Origin of the sequence: Chryseobacterium sp. POL2, assembly GCF_011058315.1 — a bacterium.
In the GTDB taxonomy this organism is placed as follows: Bacteria; Bacteroidota; Bacteroidia; order Flavobacteriales; family Weeksellaceae; genus Soonwooa.
The window spans coordinates 430,160-450,558 of sequence record NZ_CP049298.1 but is presented as its reverse complement, the minus strand read 5'-3'; the positions used below and the strand labels follow the sequence as shown (position 1 = coordinate 450,558).

Sequence of the window (20,399 nt, the reverse complement as noted above, 5' to 3'; positions counted from 1 at the left end):
GGAATGGAAAAAGCAGAGGTATGTTGCTTTGGATTTAGGAATTGGCGACATACTTCTGCAAGCCGTGACGAAACGGCATACATAAGCCTGCTTTGTATGGTGTGAAGGAACATTGGAAAGCGTTGGCAAAAATGGGTAAAACAACTCGCACAAAAATGATGTTTTACGAAATGGTCAATTATCAACAAATCTGTTTTGTAAATCTATCGTGAAAAGGTGTTGGAACGACAGCGGTATGGAGTGCTGAAAGAAAATGCTTTTTGCTTGGATTTGCTTCAGGAAAGCAATTTTATTCAGTACGGAATACTGCTGTGCGGGAAGGAAGAACCTGCTGAACAGTCGGAATATTTTTTTATTGCTTTTAAAATATTTCCGGATGTGAAGCGGGTTTCTCCGATGGCAATAAAACCAAACTTTCTGCATCACTTTTTGTGCATCCTATGAAAATGGGTGGGTGGGAAAAAAGCGTTGGAAAGGCGTTGGAGCAAAAGGGCTATGCCCGTTGCAAGGAAAGCATTTTACATAATCTCAAATTATAGGCAAAGATGGTGCTGGTTGCGGTGTAGCGTAGTGGAAACGCACGTTGTTGCGTAGGCTTTTGCGTATAATTTCGATTATGTAATTTGCTGTGGCTGAGCGGAAGTATAAGAAGAGTAAAGTCTTTTATATAATAATATGATTTTCTACAATCAAATTACCTTTGGTGTCATAAATGCCTAAATAAGTTTTTTTACGCCCTACAATAACTAAAAATATACGAGATGTATTTAAATTGACAGTTTTAATTTGTTTTTTAATAGATCTTATATCAAGATATGAAGGAGTAGGAATATCTTCTGGGTGAGTATGCCATTCTCCAAGATAAATCTTTCTACCTTTACTTTTTTTAAATAGTTTACTTATAAAACTTTGTGCACTTCCTTTAGCTCTATTAAAAAAATATTTTCCTGACCTATCTAATTCTGTAGGAACTGATGCATCAGTAATTCTATATGAATATTCGTCCAAATAAAAACCTGATAAAACACCTCCTGATTCATTTTTATTATTTGCCTCTTGTTTATATTTTTTAAATACTAAAATTACTTCAGAATATATTCTTAGCATTATCACATCGAAGTCAACCAATAACTCCTCTATCATATACTAACATTGTAAGTATTACCATTTTGAAAAACAAATGGTCCATAAGACTTTCCTATTACTCCTGTTGCTAAGATACCTGGACACAATGAAGAATATATAGCAGTACGATATCTGCTTCCATATCCATCAAAAACAATTAAATCATTATTAATTTTAGGAGATATAAATGCGGATAAATGGGTTAATTCTAATTTTTCATTTATTAAATGAAATCCGTCATGAAAATAATTATCGTGGCTAGATATTTCTTTGATAAATTTCAATAATTCTACTTTACCTCTAATTAGCTTATTTGAAAGGATTGCATTATCTTTCATTAGAATAAAATCCAAATTATCTAAAGAAGAATATAGAATTAAACCTATTCCAGAAAAATCTACATCTTGTATTTCAGCAAGTTCAATTAGTAATTCTGTAAATTCGGAAACAGCTTTCATATAAATCTTTTTAAAAGTTTTTTTTGTTCAAATATTACTTCGATTTTACCAGTATTACCTCTTCTATTAAAATAGGTGCCATCCAACTTTTTTATATCTTTAAAATACGATAAAGAACCTGCTCCTTCATGATCGTTAAGATTTACTTCAATATCTGAATTATTCTTAAAAGTATAAATTAATCTATTTAATTTATTTGGCTCACATATAATTTCTTCTGTATGGCTTCTAGACTCCGAAGATATTTCTCCGGTTGATAGATTCCCAAAATAACAATACAATTTAACGATTGATGCGGTTTGGATGATTTCAATGATACAATCCATTTCAGTTCTACCATTATAGTTTGAAACTAATGTCCCTTTATACCTACCATTGAGATTTGGCACATCAATTAACCAATTAAAACAAATCCATTTCCAACCAATTTCATCAATGAACCATAGTACTAGTCCCAGCAAGCCAACCACACTAAAAACACCCATTAAATCATTAATTTGTTTTAGTATTTCATATTCATTAATGTGGGGTTCAAGATAAATCATTATTTTACCAAGTGCAACCGACAGCACAAGAATAAAAATAATAAGATTGGCTCGTTTATAATATTTGAAATTCATTAGATGTTAGTTTTATGTAAAGAAAATGATTCTTTATTTTGTGCAAAAGTAGTCAATTTAAGATTTTTAGCTTTCACAAAATCCAAATCTCCAAACCATGTAAAAATGGTAGAATAATTTTGTTGGCGGCTGATTATTTTATAAATCTCTACAAAAATTGATGATAAATATAAATTAATATGCTCCATCGAATATGGCATATATGTTCCTTGGCAACTCCCTTCCTTCAAATATACTTCTTCATCTAAAACTCGATATTGAAAATTAGAAACGAGTTGTTTCGCTTTAGAAAAGTCATTCGGATGCGAAAAAATCATTTGACCTCCTGATAAATATGCCTCTACCCAAATAATTATTACTGGCTTGTTTATTCCATTTTTTATTAAATAATCCAAAATGAAAATTTCATATCTCGTTATTCCTAATACAATGAAAATAAAATCGTCATTTTCAAAAAAACTTGTATTCTCATTCAAAAGGTTTACTATTGATTTATTGTATGTTAATACTTTAACAAAAGGATTTTTTTCTAAAATATTTCTTTCAGCTATATCTACCTTAAATTTATTTATCTCGGAAAAACCATATTGGTGACGTGCAATATTTTCAACTTTCAAGAGATCATGATCCACTAATTTGTATTGGTTAAATGATATTTTAGTTAATAAATGAAGCAATTGAGAACCAATACTTCCTAATCCTATTATACAAACTTTTTTATCATCATCAATTAATTGACCGGCAGTCCTTACATCCAATCTTTTTTTGCCGATATTGGAAAAGGATATCCTTCTAACTTTACTATTTTTATAAAGTGGTAAATTAATTTTCTCCCAATTACTATAAGTATGTCCTTTTACTATTTTAGGATTTATCTTTGGAATAAATTCTTCATACCACCATCCATAGCATTCATTTTTATTATTCCTAAAAAAAAGTATTACAGAATCTAGTCCTTCTTTATTAATCTTCTTTCTTAGAATATTAATTTGTTCTGCTGAAAGGAGTTTAATAGATTCTGTAAAACTCAGGTCGAAAGGTGGTACGGCTTTATCATATGTAGCTTCTATTGCTTCTATCTCGTAATATTTAATTTTCCGTACATCAAAAAAATTAAATAAACGGCTTGATTCTTCTGAATCTGTGTAAAGCAAAAATGTGAAAAAATTAAAATTGTAAGTAAATCTTACACATTTTATAGGTGCATCATTTGTAATTAAAACCATTCCAGCTTCATAAATAGCCTTTTCTCCATTATACTGAATTTCCCAATAAGCTTTAAACTCATCTTCAAATTCAGACACTTTATCAACATTTTTTATTGATAAAATCTCTTTTGCTTTATGAATAAAATATGTTGCAATTCTAGGAAGATTTGATTCATGAAAACTTATTGATTCATCTTCAACAATGCAAATACTAAAATCCTGATTTACATGCGGAATAAATTTTATTAATTCATAGCTATCCTCGTTTACATATAATTTAGGTAACTCGGCATTTTCTAAAGTCAGATATAGAACAACTGAAATATACCCAGATTCAGATGATAAATCTGTATTTATTTCAATAACATTCTTATTTTTTTTTAAATGTGAAATTTTACGAATTTCATCTAAAGATAGAATGCGACAGTTTTCAGTTTTGGAAATTTCATTAATAATTTCATCAATCATTATGCTGATTTATTATCGTGTCTAAAAATTTCTTGTACTGAAAATGATTTTGCTAATTTTTCTGAATCTTCGGTAATATTTTGACAAGGAAATCTATCCCCTAAATGTTTTTGCCATTTAGAACAAGAATCTTTTGCACTTTCCATTTCTATTGCTTGATTACCAGATTCTATAATTTTTTTTAGCTCATCAAGGAAATTATTTTTTACAGTTTCTGCAGAAAACTTATTTAACAAATCTTCATTTGTATCTATCGTAGGTCTATAACACTCGTAAGAACCATAGAATGGAAAACGATCATCAATACTTGATTGAATATTTTTTAATGTATCCAATAGTGATTTATCATCTCTCGAATTATCAGAAAAATGTTTACATGCTAATATTGTGAAGATTAATCCATTTGGGAATTTCAAGCTTTTGTTTTTTTCACTACGATGATCTGCCCAAGCTTTTAAATATCTTATTATTCTTTTTAGTTGGGGTTTACCATTCGCCTGCTCATCAAACCATTTTACAAACTTATACGGATCACTCTCAATCCATCCATTTGTTTTGTGTGCGAGCAAAGGAATTTCTTCATCAATTTCAGATTCATGTCCCTTCTCTGTTTTATAGTAAATAGGCAAATCAATATGGTATTGTGCTGCATACTGAACTCTAATACATGATTTTTTATCTAAAGTTTCTTGATCCGTTCTATTTTTTACAGCATCATAAATCCAGTCATGAGCTGTTTGTACAGAAGGTCTATCTTCAGATTTACCAAAGATGTAAACACCATCATCAACATCGTACTCATTATTTATAGGTAAAATTGTAGTGTCCATAGGAAAAGATCCTTGTCCTTTGAAACTAACCGAATGTTTTTCTCGATTATCTTTAAAGTATTTAGAAATATCGTCTCTAACCGATTTTCTTGAAGTTCTCAACTGTTTCTTTTTAGTAGAATTTAACCGAATAATATCATTAAATTCTAAAAATGTAGAATGATTATCTGCCATTATTACATATGTTTTTTTTAATATTAATTATCTTATACTTTATAATGAAAAGTCATTAAAAAATGAAAAAATAGGTTCTTAAGAGGAACACTATTTTCATAAATTCTTCATTAGAAAATAAACAATGCAATTTAATGAAAAAAACGTGATTTCTGAAATAAGTAAGTAACGTAACCAAAAAATAAAGAAAAAGAATTTTTAATTTTTGAGATTTTGAAAAAACTATTTTATTTGTCGATTTAGAAGCGGTTGAGTGAAGTCTAATGAATAGATTGCTTTGGATTATCCTCAATCAGCATATTTTTTGAGAATGAAAATTTTTAAATTTTCTTTTGCTAAAATCTGCTTACGTTACTTACTCACATAAAACAGAGTAAAATGGTGGATTTGAAAGAATATCATATAACATTATTATCTATAATTTCAATTATCAAATCGGAAGGGTATTTTTTGTTGTGTTGGTGGTTCAATTGGTGGAATTCCGTTGTCTTTATTTTTGGCTTCAACTTGTTCATAAGACATTTCTTTTACAGCATACACATAAGCATGGTTTCGTGAAAATCTTTGAAATTGATGTTTCTTCAATGCTTTTCCTAATTTGTTTACCGTTCCATCAGTCACATTTAGTTTGGCAACTTCGGACAACCTCACTGCTATTTGCGAAGCATTGTAATAGGCATTTGCATTTTCTCTTGTTGCAGGTTCAAACCATGTTAATAGTAATTCTTCTTCAGGACTTCGTAATTGGTATTGCTCATTGTTCTGATTGATTTCTTTGATTTCCTCCTGATTGAACCAATGGCGAAAACCTTCATTTTTTAATTTTAAAGCCTGAACATAAACTTTATTAATATCAATTTCGTGGGTATATTCTATATGTTCTACTTCAAAGCAAAGAAAACGGCGTGAACCTGTGGTATCATTCAGAAATTGTGCAGTGTTTACACTTCCTGCAAAACTGGCTCTTCTCGGCATATTTTCATTATTGTGTCCATAGGCTTTCCGCATTCTGATATGGGTTTTCGTAATGATTTCTTTAAGCGTTCCAATTTCGGTTCTGTTCAGATTTTCTAATTCGTCCAAATTTATGAGCATACATTCTGCAAGGTGTATCAAAGTATCTTTATTGCTCGGATTGATGGTTCCTGAAAAAATGTATTCTTTAAGTGTTTTCGGCATTAGCTTTTCTATCCATGTTGTTTTTCCTAATCCTTGCTTTCCTGAAAAGACAATTACCGTTTGATTGACCTGTTTTTCGTCCAATACACAAGCCACCATAGCCACAAACCATTTCTTAAAACATAACCGCCACAAATCCTGTTTTGTTGTTGTAATGGTATCTGCCAATTGTTCTATCCAATCGGTTTCATCTGTATTTTCAGGGAGATTGTTGAAGTATTCTACAAAAGGATCATACATTTCGCAATAATCGGAATGCAAGAGATTCCGTAAGGAATTGATGTTGCATTTTACTTTGGCTTTCAGGATTTCTCTTAATATGGAATTTTCTGAAAAGTCAGTCATTGGTTTCCATTTGGAGGAATTCAAAAGTTTAAATTCTAATTTTCCTAAAACGGTATTGTATCTGAAATTGTAACGATTATTGAGAAACATTTCCAATTTATCGATAAAACTTGGTTTTTCTTCTTCGTCCTCAAAATCGGGATCTCCTTCTTTTACTCTTTTAGACACTTCGACACCGCTCAATGTGACAGTCTTTTTATTCTCGTTTCTTCCATTTGAATTTCTTGGTTTGAAAGTATCGATATTATGCTGTTCGGAATTACCATAAGCACTTTTTACCGCTTCCGTAACTTCTTTGTCATTATATCCATAATCTGCTAACAAATAACCTAAAGCCATAGATTCCGGAAGCCCTTTTCTATTGAGATTATTTGCCAACTGAAAAACAAAATTATTACGGTTGCCTTCCACGAATGATTCTTTTTTTTCAGTAAATCGAACACAATGTTCGTAGATTGTAGTATAGTTGTCGGTTGATGATTGGTATTTTTCGGGGACACTTCGACTTCGCTCAGTGTGACAGTCTACAGGTTGTTCAATTATAGAAAATATTGCAGAATTTTCATTTAAGTATAATTCGGAATCAAAGGAAACAAAGCATAGTCTTGTACTATCTTTTCCGGATTTGTCTATTTCGATTTCTAAAAGTTTTTCAAAATAGTTCTGCAGTTTTATGAATGCTTCTTTATGTTGTTCTAATTCTGAATTTACTTTTACAAATACTTTCAAACCATTTCCTGAAGGACTTATAAATGCTGAAAATACAAATTCGTTCTCTTTTGCTTTTTGCTTCGTATCAGTTAGTTTTTCCAAACTCAATTTATCAATATCCAAAACAACCAATTGATTGTATTGTTGCAAAAATTCCATTTTCCGACCTCCTTTGAATGTAGCACTTGGAGTAAATGCCGGAAGTGATTTCTTGGCTCTTTCTGCTGCTTCGGTTTTATTGTCTGCCAAAGATTTTCGTAAATACGTGATTTGATTTCTGTAAACTCCAGATTGGATATTGTTCAGAATTTCTATGATGTTTTTGTTTTCTACAACTTCGTTGAAGTTTTTGAATAATGAGGTTTTCATTGGATTAGATGTTAGATTTCAGACGTGAGATTTCAGATTTTCATTCATATTATTTATAGAAATAGTGACTATAAATTTTGAAAAAAGCCCAGCGAGTAACTCTGGGCTTTCTTTTTCGGATGTATAGATTGTTCATAACCGTTACTTTGCGAAAGATTTGTTGTAATAATTCTGTAAGGTCTTTTCTACATCCGACAATTTGTAGTAAATCTTATTACCCACCTGCGAAAATGAAATCTTTCCTTCGTCTCTCCACGTTTGAGCGGTTCTGCGGGAAATCTTCATCATCTTTAGAAATTCTTCATTATCCAAAAATACATCCTGCTTCGGATTGTTCTTTGAATTTAGTTTTTCTGAAATTTCATTTACTTTGAACATCAGACCATCGAATTGGTCTTTGGATAAAATTATTGCTTCCATAATTCATTTGGTTTTATGATTATGAAGCAAATGTGATAAAAGAAAAAAAGTCTTTTAGTCCTAAAATGGTCTTTCAGGACTAAAAACTTTTATAGCAATTTGTCGATGTCTATTCTTTTATGAGGTTTAGGACGTTTATCCGTCCTTGATGGTGTCAATAGTGTTCTGATGGTTTGAGGACTTAATTCTCTTCCATCTTTGTCGACAAAAGAATTGACAATTACTGCTGTAATATCATTGATATGCCCATCAATAATAGGTTTTCCATCTGTAAATAATTCTCTGTGCAGTTGATAATACACATCTACCAATTGATTGATATTGCAATTGATTTTCAATTTATTATGTGGCATAATTCCAATATTGCTTTGTGATACATCAAGAGAAAACTCATTGGTCAATCTGTTGATATGCTGAATCTGGTCAATTTCTTTCTGACATTGTGTAGAATAATCCGGCAATTTGGGATTAATAAAATCGATACTTGCCTGTTCATAATCGAACTTCTCCTTTGTCAGAAACATTATTTTGTCCGTATAACTTCCCGCCAAATGAACTTTCTTTTTGGTTTCCTTAAAAGAAAAATACCGTTCTTCGCATTCTGCATTGACATACATCATCGGAAGTTTTGCTGCTGTATGCTTATAGCCTGTTTGTTCTATTTCTTTCCGTTTGCTTTCAATAATTGTATAGCATTTTATCATTCTTCCCTGATTCCCTGAAGTGGTAAATAATTCTTCGTTTTCGGAAATTAGTTTCTCAAACTTATTGAGCCATTTTATAGGATCTGCAAGAAAAATACAATGATGACTAAAAAACTCCGGAAGTTTAGCATAAGGCAGGTTGAAAATTTTATCTATTACTGCCTGACAATAAGCTTTATTAGTTTTTGTTTCTTCTTTGTAAATATTGTATACCGAATTATCTGCCTCCTCTTTATAAACCGAAGTCAGTTCTGTAAATTGTACTATATGCTTAATTTTACTACTTGGAGACATCTTAATTTTTAAATTTTATAATTTACTAATAATAAAAAATCATTGTTTATTATTTTAAAACAGACTACACTATTACAATCCAAAATTTACAAAAACACTGAACCTGGATTTAGCTTCAATATCTCCACTTGCTAAATTGGTATAAGCAGGTAGCATCAGTTCACTTCCCAAACTGAATTTTTTATATGAAAACTCAAAACCCAACTTTCCGTACAATGCGCTTCCGGCGGTTCTCGGCATAAGCTCCCCAAATTGTTTATTCCAGTCATAGACTTCGCCTTGTAATCCTAATTTTCCAGAGAAAATACTGTTTTCGTTTCTCCAAAGCCTTTGAAATCCTGTTACTGCATAATTCCATTGGTTCCCGAATTGATAATGTTTTTTGTTTTCGGTTTTAATGGTATAGTCGGAGTTTAGCATTAATGCAAATAAGTTTTTTTGATATTTATAACTTAAAGCCAATTGATAATCCCAACTTCCTGTTCCCAATTGAAAACTTGGATTAACGCCTGTAATTCCTTTTTCATCAAATTTTCCGATTGGAATTTTTACACCAAATCCTCCACTTAATTGGTGGTAGCTGTCTTTTGATTGTAGAATTTCATAAATTCCCATTAGACTTGCGTCTCCAATTCCATTAATTTTAATATCTCCTTGGAGCGTTCTTTTTTCATGAAATTGAAATGGTATGTTTCCGTATATGCTTAATTTTTTTGATACCGGAATTTTGCCCCAAAGTTGTAAAGTATTGAAGTATTGATTTTGGGTAACACCATTTACAAATAAATTTTCTTTGGCTTTGTAGTGTTGGTTAAAGTATTTAATCCCGATAAATTGCGGATTCAAAAGTGATTCGAAACCAGATGAGCCATTTCCGGCTGCACAACCACAAGCATCACAATCGTCTAATAAAATGTAATTCCCGGATAATAGAGGTTTTGGAATATATAAACTGTCTTTTTCTATGGCAAAAACAGAAATATTTGAGATAAAAAATAAAATTAAAATAAGCTTCTTCATTATTCTGCAAATTTTGGGTTTGTAATAAAATTTTTGTCACTTAATGTTTTCAGAAAAGCGATGATGTATTGCTTCTCCTGAGCATTCATCGGGATTCCGATATGTCCGTTCTGTTTTAATAAAGGGTCGAGATTGGGTTGGTTTTCTACACCGTCTGTATAAAAATTGAGCACAGCCTCTAATGTGTAAAATCTTCCGTCGTGCATATAAGGTGCTGTATATTCTACATTTCTAAGACTTGGCACACGAAATTTCATGTTGTCGTCCCAATCCAATGTAACTCTGTATCTTCCTCTGTCATCATATTGCGAATTGTAATACATTCCGGTATTTCGGTAACTTTGGTCTGTAAATAATTCTCCGGAATGACAACTGATGCATTTGTTCTGAAACAGCTGATACCCTTTGGTTTCATCATTGGTAAAAGTGGCTATTCCTTTTTTCATTTGATCGTACTTGGAATCTGAGGAAACCATAGTTACCATAAATTGTGAAAGAGCTTTTAATATTCTTTGTCCTGTGATTGTTTCATCTCCAAAAGCCGCTTTAAACATTTTTTTGTAATTGGTGTCTGCATTTAGCTTTGAAACTACTTCGGGTATAGAACTGTCCATTTCAAAATCAGTTGTGATAGGCACTAATGAACGTTCGTCCAGATTATGACTTACACCATCCCAAGTATAATTTTTAAGAAAAGCCATATTCTGAATCGGAGGTGCATTTCGTATTCCGAGTCTATTATCAATTCCGTGACTTACAGGATGCCCGTGATGGGTAAAAGCATTTTCCTGAATATGACAAAATCCACACGAAATAGTATTATTTCTCGATAATTTTCCTTCGTAAAACAGTTTTTTTCCAAGAGCAACACCATTTACAGTAACGGGATTTCCTGTAATATCAAATGCTATTTCGGGAAAACCATTTGGTTTTTCTAGATTGTAAGCTTCATCTTTATCCATCGGGATTCCTTCATATTCATCCGAGCAGGATTGAAGAAATCCAATCATAAGAATAAAAACCCAGAGAGAACAATTGTGTTCTCTCTGGGTTTTAGTAAAAAAATTAATCATTGTGAACGTGATCTACTTTAAACATTTTAGACAAATTATCCGTTACATTTACCAAATGCTGACTACTTCCCATTGCCATATTATTAGCAGTGTTCAACGTTAACGCAGTTTGTCCGCTTAAATACTGATTAAGGTCTGCCAAAATATGAATAGATGGTGTAATATCTTTTGAAACTCTTGCTGTTGTTGGCAAATCCAAAGTAATTTCCCTGTAAAGATCTGGTGTTCCGTTGGCAGTGGTATCGCCCATATTTCCTGCGTGATTCATAAATTCGGTGTCAGGAGAAGATGTTCCGTATTTTCCTTCCAGTTTGGTGAAGATATATCCTGCTGCCCAGGACCAGGCCATGCCTGCTGTTTTAGCTTTATCCCAAAATACGCCTTGTCCGTTTTGTCCTAATAAGTAAGCTTGTGGACTTACACCCAAACCGAATTTAACTTTTTTATAGTTTCCTTTTTGAATATCGTTAAGGTTAAGATAAACAACTCCACCTGTTGCCTCTGCCTGATCTACAATGAAAGCTCCTTTATCAGGATTATTATAATTGTATTTGAATTCGTTTCCGCTTTCATCAATCAGAGTGATGTTACTGACAATATATTTTAAAGTGGAAAACTGATGCTTTTGTCCATTACTAGAAGTTTGTGTTGTTTGATTCAAAACAATATTCCCAAGGTTGTTGAAACCATTTTCAAATTTAATTTGGAGGTTTCCCGGAGTTGTGTCTTGAATATCTTCATCATCGTTGTTTCTACAAGATGAAACGATTAATAAAGCAAAGGCAATAAAGAATAATGATAAAAATTTGTAAATTTTCATTTTTAAATATTTTAAGTTTTAATTGAATGATTAGAATCCTTTGTTGGACTAGTTGTCCAACAAATAGGATTGTTATAAAAAATTAAAACTTAAAAAATAGGAGGTCGGAAAATATGCTTAAGAAATAGATATGAATAATCTGCTTTATAAATAAAGAAAAAACTTGTATAAAATTCTTTTGTTACAATTTGAATTTCAGAAATTTCGGCAGGAAGATAGAAATCCAGCACTTTCTGCGGCTGATTTTTAGTTTTTGAGAAAGGTGAAGTATCTTCCTGCGAAGACTTTGCAAGTTCTTTGGAAAGATAGCATTTCCCATTGCAATGAAGCTCCGGCTGAGTTTTGTTGACACAAAGTTCCGTAGAAATATAATCGTAATTAACAGCATAATCCAATACTGGAAACAGAGGTTTCAGCATTAAGTAAAATACAAGGAATATGTGAAGAGTATATTTCAAATTTTAGTTTAAAAGTTTACGGATGTCTTCGATTAATTTTTCACGATCAGGGTGATATTTTCCTCGTAGATTTGGTGTTTTTCCTTTTTCATCTTCGTAATTAAGTCCAGAATAATAGAGAATCGGCATATTATTTTCGTCAAAACGGCAACGAAGATTTCCTTCTTTGTCTACCAAGGCAATCATTCCACTGTGATTGAGACTTTCTGCTTCGTCCTCTTTGTCTCCAACATAAATATTAAATTTATCCGCTATATTGCCAATATAATTTCTATCTCCTGTCAAAAAATGCCAATTGGGGGAAGTTGCGCCCACCATTTTTGCATGATTTTTTAGGACTTCCGAAGTATCGTTTTCAGGATCGATACTGATGGAAATAATTCCAAAATCCGGACTGTTTATTTCATTTTGAATATATTTCATATTCTGGTTCATTATGGGGCAAATAGTTGGACATTTACTGAAAAAAAATTCTACGAGATACACTTTTCCTAACATGTCTTTATTGGAAATTGCTTTGCTGTTTTGATCTGTCAATTCAAAATCTGGAACTTTCATTACTGTGTACAAGTTCTTTTTGAAATAAGACATTCCGAATCCGATTGCTACAAAAAGTAAAGCGAAAACAACCACGGGAATGATGATTTTGTTTTTAGATGAGTTTGTTCTTTTTTTATTTTTGGACATACTTTGCTGGATTTTTCTTAAATTCTTTTTTGCAATAATCGCTACAAAAACCGTAAGTTTTACTTTTATAAATTGCAGTGTCTTTAAGAAATTCTGCGGTTTTCATATGACAAATTGGGTCTTCAGAATTTACGACCTTTACACCTTTTATTTCTTTTTTAGGTGCCATTTTCTTAACTTGTTTCACTTTAGGAGTTTCCTGAGCACATGACATGACAGATACTGAAAGCAGTATCATAAGAATATTGATTTTCATTTTTTCGAAATTTGATTTAATTATAAAATAAATGCCTGCTTTCTGTGGAAGAAAACAGTAAAAATGGTAGAATAAATAACTAAACCAAAGGTGGATGAAATATACTTGAACTTATAGAAAAGTTATAGAATAAAGCCAAATATGAATTTTGCTTCGGTGTTTCATTAATACCAATATTTAGCTGGGAGAATGAAAATATATCTCTGACAACAAATGAGTCTACCAATAGTGTAATATTAATTTTAGAATTATCCTGTTTTGGAATATTATCTGTAGTTTTTGCAAGCTCTTTACTAAGATAGCATTTGCCATTACACATCATTTCAGGCTTTTCCCTGTTTTCACAAAGATTTTGTACAATAAAATCATAATTAACCATATAATTAACAATTGGCATTACTGGACGTAGTACCATCATGAAAATGATAAGTATGGGAAACAAATGTTTCATTAATTATATTAAGTTGTGCAAATATACTACATTTTGCATAGTTATTTATGGGTAAAATCAATTGTAACATTCAATTTAGTAATATTATTATTTATGTTTTGACAACTAATTATTTAAACCATTTCTCTAAATCTTTAACAAACTATTTTTACTCTATATAATAATAATTTCCAAAAAAATTATTCAATTTCTTTACTCCTTTCAAACAAATCGTGTAATTTCTGCTGAAGCAGTTTTTTATCCGGCAATTGGGTTTGATATTCTGCGACCATTGTAGGCGAAAGGCTTCTGCTCAAAGCAAATTCTACCACTTCGGTATCTTTATCTTTGCAAAGTAAAATACCAATGCTTGGATTTTCATTTTCTCTTTTCACATTGCGATCCAAAGCTTCTAAATAAAAATTAAGCTGTCCTAAATGTTCCGGTTTAAATTTATCGGCTTTCAACTCAAAAGCTACTAAACACTGTAAACCACGATGGTAAAAAAGCAAATCAATATAAAAATCACTATTACCAACCTGAACCTTGTATTCTTCACTAATGAAAAGAAAATCCCTTCCCAACTCAAGAATGAAATTTTTCATCTGTTTGATTAGTCCCTTCTGCAAATCTGTTTCGTTGTGAGGTTCCGGAAGATTTAGAAATTCAAAAACATAGCTATCCTTGAATGTATTTGCAATATCCGTATGAATTTCTTTTGCTGCAGGAGAAAGTTTTTCGTTACCAATCATTGTACGCTCAAAAAGACTTGCGGAAATCTGACGGTCTAATTCTCTCACGCTGTAATTTTCTTTGATGCTCATTCGGATATAAAACTCTCTTTCTTCTTCCGTTTTGCATCTTGAAAATATGGTGCGATGATGCGTCCAACTCAACTGTACCAAAATAGTGTTTTTAATATCCTGCGGTTCAAATTGTGTCCTCGATGAGGCGACAATTATATCGTTTTGGTTTTCAGCATTTTGTAATTGTGTCCTCACTGCGGACACAATTGAGTGAGAAGCGTAAGTTTCATAAAATTGAATCATCCTGTAAAGACCTCTACGATTGAAGCCTTTCAGTTCCGGATTGTTTTTCTGAATATAAATCGCCAATTCTTCCACTGTTTTATCTCCCCATTCCGAAACCGAAAGTTTTTGCTTTATGTAAGCTCCAACATTCCAATACAGGTTTATCAGCTCCACATTTACGGCTTTTATCGCATTGTTTCGGGATTGCTGTATAAGATGCAGGATGTCTAAAAATTGTGTGTCCATATTCAATTTTATGATTTACAAATTTAAAAATAATATTACCGAAGCTCCATAAAAACTAATTGATGTACTGCTCCACTGCTTTGTCCAATTCTTCACTAATCACTTTGGCATAAATCTGAGTAATCCCAATATCCGAATGGTCTAATAATTTTGAAACGTGTTCTATTCTCATTCCGTTATTCAAAGCATTGGTAGCAAATGTATGTCTGCTGATATGAAAGGACAATCTGAACGGCAATTTCATAGCCTTTTCCATATTTCTAAGATGCAAACTTGATAATGACGTACATCGCGCCATTTCTGCTAAAGCAAAATTTCTATTGGTAAAATAAGGCGTTTCTTTGTCCAACATCGGGAAAACAAAATCATCTTCCTCCGAAGTTTTTGAATGGTATTTAGTTAAAACATCCAAGGCTGATTGTCCAAATTTAAAACTATGCTGTCTTCCGGTTTTCTTAATCGTTTTTATAATTCTGTTTTCATCGAGGTTAATATTGCTCCATTTCAGTTCCAAAACATCACTCAACCTCAAACCTCCTGCATAAATACTGAACAAAAACATATCTTTTATAACGGGAGCTTTTGAATCCTGATTGACTTCTAAATTTTTAAAATCCTCAATTTGCTTTTTATTGAGATACATTCTTTTACTGGGTTCTTTTTTAATGCTTATTTTATTAAAATTGTACAGATTAGCATAAACTAAATCTTCATTGATTGCATCTTTAAAAAACTGCCCCATAATGATAAGCGAATGTTTTATCGTTGTATTGCTATTTCCCAACTTGGAAGAACAGTAATTGACATAATCTTTCAGAAAAGTAACCGTCATATCATCAAAATTCAAATCTCTATTTTGATTGAATCGCTTCAACTTATCCAAAACGCCTTTGTAACAAACATAGGTTTTCAATGAAACTGTCGACTTAATCTTCTCACAACGATTGTAGGAATAATCAAAATAGTTCAACGATGATTTTCCTTTAATAGCTTCCTTTAGTTTTCTTGCAGAAACACTTTTTGTTTGTCTTTCCATATCCGCAACCTGACCTTCAGCATCTGCCACTTTCTGAGCAAGAAAAGCATTAACCCTTGCAGAGCTTTTATAAATCTTTTTTACACGCTGCTTTTCTTCATCCCATTGTGAAGGTTTGAATTTGTATCCAGTAGATATAAACTTTGCCTTACGATCTTTTATAACACGGATATACAAAGGACATTCTCCGTTTTTATCTTCCTGAAATGTTCGAAGTATTAATTTAACCGTTGCCATAATCTTAAAATTTTAGATGAATTAAACAGTTTTGGAAAAGAAAAGCAATCGAATAAATCAAAAGAAAATCAACGATTTATAATTGACTGCAACCTGAAACAAAGATACAACTTTAAGTACAACAAATTACAGTTTTTGTTACTTTTTTATGCTTTATTTTAATCAGTTTAATTTTATAAACACTTTATTAATAAGTATTTAAATGAAAATAGTTACATAAAATTTAATTATTCATATAACATTGTATTGGAAAAATGCGGGGAGAAGTCTGAATTGAAAAATCCTGCAACTTTCGCCGCCGCTATTTTTCCATTTCACTAATTTTTTGTAAGTTCGTTTCATGGAAAAAATATCGGCTACGTTTGGTCGTTCTTGAACTTTTAGTTCTTCGAAAGCCCGCACTTCGCCAATACTTTTTCCGTTACACGCAATGCTATCAGAGCGGTGACTAAAAATTAAAATTTATCAATAACTGATCTGAAAAATAACCCGAATAAAATCTATAACCCTTCCAACACAAAATTTATTCTTTTTCCGGCCGCTTTTTTGCCAACACACATCAGCACATTTGCAAAACACCAAAGCTAAACCAACAACATATTTTGCAAAAGAGCTGATTTTCCCACCCTTTATCATAGGCTGTAACTTAGATTTTCACATATAATTATTATTCTTAAAATTATTTATTCAAAAAACGTAAATTAGCATTACAGGAAAAATCTAATGCTCTATGGGAGAAAAATCTAAACTTATTGGAGAATACGGCGAAAAATCAGTCGAGAATTTTCTAAAATTAATCGGCTGGGGAGAACCTCCTCGAAATATAGAATTTAGTTGTAATAAAGATGTTCATGAAAAGAGAACTCATGGTATTGATTTCTTTTTCTCATATTTATCGCCTTTAACAGATGGTGTTCTAAAGCGAATATGCGTGTCTGTAAAATTCACAGATAAATCTTATCCTAATAGTCTCAGTACAAAGTTCAAAGAATATTATGATGATTTAGCACAAGCAATTGACTGCTTTAAATATAGTCCTGAATTAAAAGAACTTAATGGTATAAAAGGATATTCTTCTGCTGAAAATATAGGATTACTCTTTTGGCTCTCAAATGAAGATGATGAATCTGGGGACGTACTATCTAAAATTGAAAATATTCAACTGAACTCCGATTACAGTTTTGCCAGTTTTTATGTTGTTGATAATAAGCGAATAGATTTTACCTACAACTCAATCACGTATGTCAAAAACAAATATCAAAATTCTGATATTACATTTTTTTATCCTGATACCGGAAAGAATTTAAATCCGACTACCAAAAAAAACTATGGTAAAGTTCTTCCTATTGAATATATAAATTCAACACTTCTACCATTTAGAGTTGAAGATACACAAAGTAAAAAAACATCACTTGTTCTTTGTACTAATGATGGCTTCGAGCTTGGAGATTTAAAAAGATTGATAGGATTAAGTAGAGAGCTGTCTAAATCCTGGCCTGGTGAAATCATTATCTGCTTCCCTGATTATAATGAACTTCGACATTCTAAAGATGTTAGAAATGCAAAAAATTCATTTGAAGATGATACATTTACAGAAAATGTATATGTAGAATGCTTTAATGATAACTTTAAAACATTACAAAAATAACTATGAAAACTCAACATAAAGATATAGACAAGTTTCTACCGTATGGAGAATTAATTCGTGGCTTCGCCAATCAATCCTACCTCAGTAAATCTGACCTTAAAAAATCGCTTCGAAAAAGAGGGATATTTTTCACAAATTCTGAAAAAGAAACATTAGTTCCTTGCATTTCCACACTCCTTTTAAGTCCTACGGAATTTGATGATTTGAGAACCTGCCAAAATACAAGAGAAGATAATATAAAGAAAAATACAAGTCGTCTCGAATGGCATTCTGATAAATCAATAATAGATACACTTACAGACTTTTCGTTTCAGAATATCATTCCTGATGATGGTATTAATTTTTGGTTCAATTCCGAACCTAGTATATCGGTTCTTGACAAAAATCAAGATACGATAGCTATTGATTATGAAATAGAAAGACACGATCTGAATAAAAGTTGGTATGAGTCTAAAAATATTTTTAAGGGAAGAATCGTAGTTGAAAAAGTAGATGATAACGAAATTAAATTTATAAAATCTTACACATCTTTCGAAAGTAATTTTGTAGCAGAAAATATTCAACGAAGCCTTGTTCAACACTTCAAAGCAATAAACATTGTTCAAGAAGACAAAGAATTAAAAAAGATTCTATTTGGCGATTTTTCAAATGAAGATCGTATTGTGTTTTTTTACAGGCTATCATCTTACATGCAAAATAGCATCTATTTTACTTTTAAGGATATTATTAATATGGAATTCAAACCAGATGATAATGTCCCTCTACCAAAGCAAATTGATTGGATGGAAAACAAAAGTGCTTTAAAACTAAAAGGAAATCAAATTCATGATACTTTCTTCATTAGGGAAAAAGAGTATCATCCTAATTTGCAATTTTGGGAAATGGAATCCTCTTTTGATTTCACATATCAACAGCATAAAGGTTCTTGCAATGTAGTGTTTTCTTTTAGAGATTTCCCTACAAAAGGAAACAATGCCGAGTTTGAAATTAACATTTCAAACTTTAGCTTAGAAAATGGTAGTGATTATTCAACAAAAGACAAATCTCACATCAAAAATGCTTTATTAGATTTATTTGAAGCGAAGAAAGATGATACCTATCGTAATTTCTTAAAACATATTGAATCTAAAAAAGAAAGTGCTACATAAAACAGTCTAAACCGCCACCCTTTCCTCATACATCCTGTCAAAATAATTACTTAGAGACAAAATCCTATCCTTATCCACAGGATTGATATATCTCAGAAACATCTGTTCCGTACTATGCCCGATGGCTTCAATTAGAAGAGGGGTTGGGATTTTACCGTAAAAATTCGTGGCAAAACTTCGTCTGCCAATGTGGCTTGATAAAATTTCCCATTTCTCTGCTTCAACTTCCTTAGTGCGAAATCCCAAACGTTTCCTTGCTTTCACCGATTCGTTCAGATTAGCGAGTTTCGCAATTTCCTTTATTTCGTTATTGTAATGCTGAATATCCATCAGTCTAGGAAAATTATTTCCATTTCTTTTAACCTTATTTAATACATTTGGATGCAATGGTAACAAAATATCTTTTTTAGTTTTCTGTTGTATAAATGGCAAACATTTTTTTTCACCGATATATTGTAAGTTTTGAAAATCAAACTTCATAAAATCTGAAAAACGCTGTCCGGTATAACAACTGATAAGCAACCAGTCTTTTGCTGCCTGTAATTCTTTAGGAACTTCTGTTTGTTGTATTGTACTGATTTCGTTTTCCGTTAAAGTAACAACTTCTTTTTTCTGTCTTTCCCTTCGTATTTCCAGTTCCCGAACACAGGTTCTTATTCCTTTTCTTTCCGCAAAATTCAAAATTGTTTTTACGAAATGAATGGTTCTGTAAATCGTATTCTCACTGTACTCTTCCTCTTTACCGAAAACCATAAAATCTTTAATAAAATCTGAATTGATTTCTCCTATATAAAGTTTCTTGCAAATATAGCCTTCAAAACGCTCCAGAAGATGAAAAAAAACCATATAGCGTTTGAACGTAGAATGGCAAATAAGATCTTGCTTTACTTCAATGTACCACTTCATATAATGGAGTAATGACTGTTCCGGAAGAATATTTTTTTTACCCGAACAAATATCTTTAATCTCACGTGACATTGCCCTTTGAACCAGCAATTTTTTTTCCATCCGCATTTTACAGACATACTCTGCAAGTTCTTTCTTTATCATATCCAACTTGGTATTCAGTTTCTTGTATTTTTTCAGGTAAATGTTTTTCGGGCGTTGTTTTCCCGTGTCCCAATCTTCTTCAGAGATTATTAAAAATGTTCTGAAGCTAAAGGTCTTATTCTGTTGTTGGTCGGTAAGTCTGAGTTGGATGTTTTTTACGGTACCTGCGGAAGGCAAAAAGAATTCAAATGTCATTTCGTTGGGGTTTTTAGGTTATTCGCCAACGAATTTAACATAAAAAAAGTAGTCCTATGTAGACTACTTTATTAACAAATTGATTTACAAATCAATATTTTTCAGATTTGGTATTTGTAATCATAAGTATTTATAAGTGTATTAACTATGATAGAAAAG

20 protein-coding genes are annotated in these 20,399 nt (G+C 31.6%); 2 read left to right on the top strand and 18 right to left on the bottom strand.

The features are described from left to right. Positions 1-663 precede the first annotated feature (663 nt). The 17 genes from G6R40_RS02040 to G6R40_RS01960 form a co-directional block, all read right to left on the bottom strand. The gene (locus G6R40_RS02040; protein WP_165131088.1) at positions 664-1,143 is read right to left on the bottom strand and encodes a Mov34/MPN/PAD-1 family protein; all 480 of its coding nucleotides are present in this window, start codon (positions 1,141-1,143) and stop codon (positions 664-666) included. Further along, positions 1,140-1,583, bottom strand: a complete 444-nt coding sequence (locus G6R40_RS02035; protein ID WP_165131087.1) for a hypothetical protein — start codon at positions 1,581-1,583, stop codon at positions 1,140-1,142. The genes G6R40_RS02040 and G6R40_RS02035 overlap by 4 nt, the downstream gene beginning before the upstream one ends. Then, a complete protein-coding gene (locus G6R40_RS02030; RefSeq protein ID WP_165131086.1) occupies positions 1,580-2,203 on the bottom strand; it encodes a hypothetical protein in 624 nt (207 codons plus the stop codon). The genes G6R40_RS02035 and G6R40_RS02030 overlap by 4 nt, the downstream gene beginning before the upstream one ends. Then, positions 2,203-3,879: a ThiF family adenylyltransferase gene (locus G6R40_RS02025; protein ID WP_165131085.1), complete on the bottom strand. Its 1,677-nt coding sequence runs from the start codon at positions 3,877-3,879 to the stop codon at positions 2,203-2,205. Before G6R40_RS02025 ends, G6R40_RS02030 begins: the two co-directional genes overlap by 1 nt. Beyond that, positions 3,879-4,883, bottom strand: a complete 1,005-nt coding sequence (locus G6R40_RS02020) for a CBASS cGAMP synthase (RefSeq protein ID WP_165131084.1) — start codon at positions 4,881-4,883, stop codon at positions 3,879-3,881. Before G6R40_RS02020 ends, G6R40_RS02025 begins: the two co-directional genes overlap by 1 nt. A gap of 423 nt (positions 4,884-5,306) precedes the next feature. Then, a complete protein-coding gene (locus tag G6R40_RS02015) occupies positions 5,307-7,487 on the bottom strand; it encodes a VapE domain-containing protein (protein WP_165131082.1) in 2,181 nt (726 codons plus the stop codon). A gap of 141 nt (positions 7,488-7,628) precedes the next feature. Further along, positions 7,629-7,907, bottom strand: coding sequence for a helix-turn-helix domain-containing protein (locus G6R40_RS02010; RefSeq protein ID WP_165131080.1), 279 nt, complete (start codon positions 7,905-7,907; stop codon positions 7,629-7,631). Between the two features lie 89 nt (positions 7,908-7,996). Continuing rightward, entirely contained in the window at positions 7,997-8,905 is a 909-nt protein-coding gene (locus G6R40_RS02005) for a hypothetical protein (protein WP_165131078.1), read from the bottom strand. A 72-nt stretch (positions 8,906-8,977) separates the two neighbouring features. Next, the gene (locus G6R40_RS02000; RefSeq protein ID WP_165131076.1) at positions 8,978-9,925 is read right to left on the bottom strand and encodes a transporter; all 948 of its coding nucleotides are present in this window, start codon (positions 9,923-9,925) and stop codon (positions 8,978-8,980) included. After that, a complete protein-coding gene (locus G6R40_RS01995) occupies positions 9,925-10,935 on the bottom strand; it encodes a cytochrome-c peroxidase (protein WP_228455895.1) in 1,011 nt (336 codons plus the stop codon). Before G6R40_RS01995 ends, G6R40_RS02000 begins: the two co-directional genes overlap by 1 nt. Before the next feature lie 55 nt (positions 10,936-10,990). After that, positions 10,991-11,818, bottom strand: a complete 828-nt coding sequence (locus tag G6R40_RS01990; protein WP_165131072.1) for an MbnP family protein — start codon at positions 11,816-11,818, stop codon at positions 10,991-10,993. Between the two features lie 89 nt (positions 11,819-11,907). Continuing rightward, entirely contained in the window at positions 11,908-12,237 is a 330-nt protein-coding gene (locus tag G6R40_RS01985) for a hypothetical protein (RefSeq protein ID WP_185670499.1), read from the bottom strand. Positions 12,238-12,279: 42 nt separating this feature from the next. Beyond that, on the bottom strand, positions 12,280-12,963 hold the full coding sequence (locus tag G6R40_RS01980) for an SCO family protein (RefSeq protein ID WP_165131068.1): 684 nt from the start codon (positions 12,961-12,963) through the stop codon (positions 12,280-12,282). Further along, a complete protein-coding gene (locus G6R40_RS01975) occupies positions 12,950-13,219 on the bottom strand; it encodes a YHS domain-containing protein (protein ID WP_165131066.1) in 270 nt (89 codons plus the stop codon). Before G6R40_RS01975 ends, G6R40_RS01980 begins: the two co-directional genes overlap by 14 nt. Positions 13,220-13,298: 79 nt before the next feature. Further along, positions 13,299-13,637: a hypothetical protein gene (locus G6R40_RS01970; protein ID WP_317164542.1), complete on the bottom strand. Its 339-nt coding sequence runs from the start codon at positions 13,635-13,637 to the stop codon at positions 13,299-13,301. A 212-nt stretch (positions 13,638-13,849) separates the two neighbouring features. Continuing rightward, on the bottom strand, positions 13,850-14,926 hold the full coding sequence (locus G6R40_RS01965; RefSeq protein WP_165131062.1) for a YhcG family protein: 1,077 nt from the start codon (positions 14,924-14,926) through the stop codon (positions 13,850-13,852). Positions 14,927-14,981: 55 nt separating this feature from the next. Continuing rightward, positions 14,982-16,199 (bottom strand): site-specific integrase, encoded by a 1,218-nt coding sequence (locus G6R40_RS01960; protein ID WP_165131060.1) that lies wholly within the window; start codon positions 16,197-16,199, stop codon positions 14,982-14,984. Between the two features lie 730 nt (positions 16,200-16,929). On the opposite strand from G6R40_RS01960, the gene G6R40_RS01955 reads away from it, so the two are divergent. After that, positions 16,930-17,847, top strand: a complete 918-nt coding sequence (locus G6R40_RS01955; RefSeq protein ID WP_165131058.1) for a hypothetical protein — start codon at positions 16,930-16,932, stop codon at positions 17,845-17,847. Positions 17,848-17,849: 2 nt separating this feature from the next. After that, positions 17,850-18,995 carry a hypothetical protein gene (locus tag G6R40_RS01950; protein WP_165131056.1) on the top strand — a complete coding sequence of 382 codons (1,146 nt, stop codon included), beginning with the start codon at positions 17,850-17,852 and terminating at the stop codon, positions 18,993-18,995. A 6-nt stretch (positions 18,996-19,001) separates the two neighbouring features. On the opposite strand, the gene G6R40_RS01945 is transcribed toward G6R40_RS01950, so the two are convergent. Further along, positions 19,002-20,240, bottom strand: a complete 1,239-nt coding sequence (locus G6R40_RS01945; RefSeq protein ID WP_165131054.1) for a phage integrase SAM-like domain-containing protein — start codon at positions 20,238-20,240, stop codon at positions 19,002-19,004. Between the last annotated feature and the right edge of the window lie 159 nt (positions 20,241-20,399).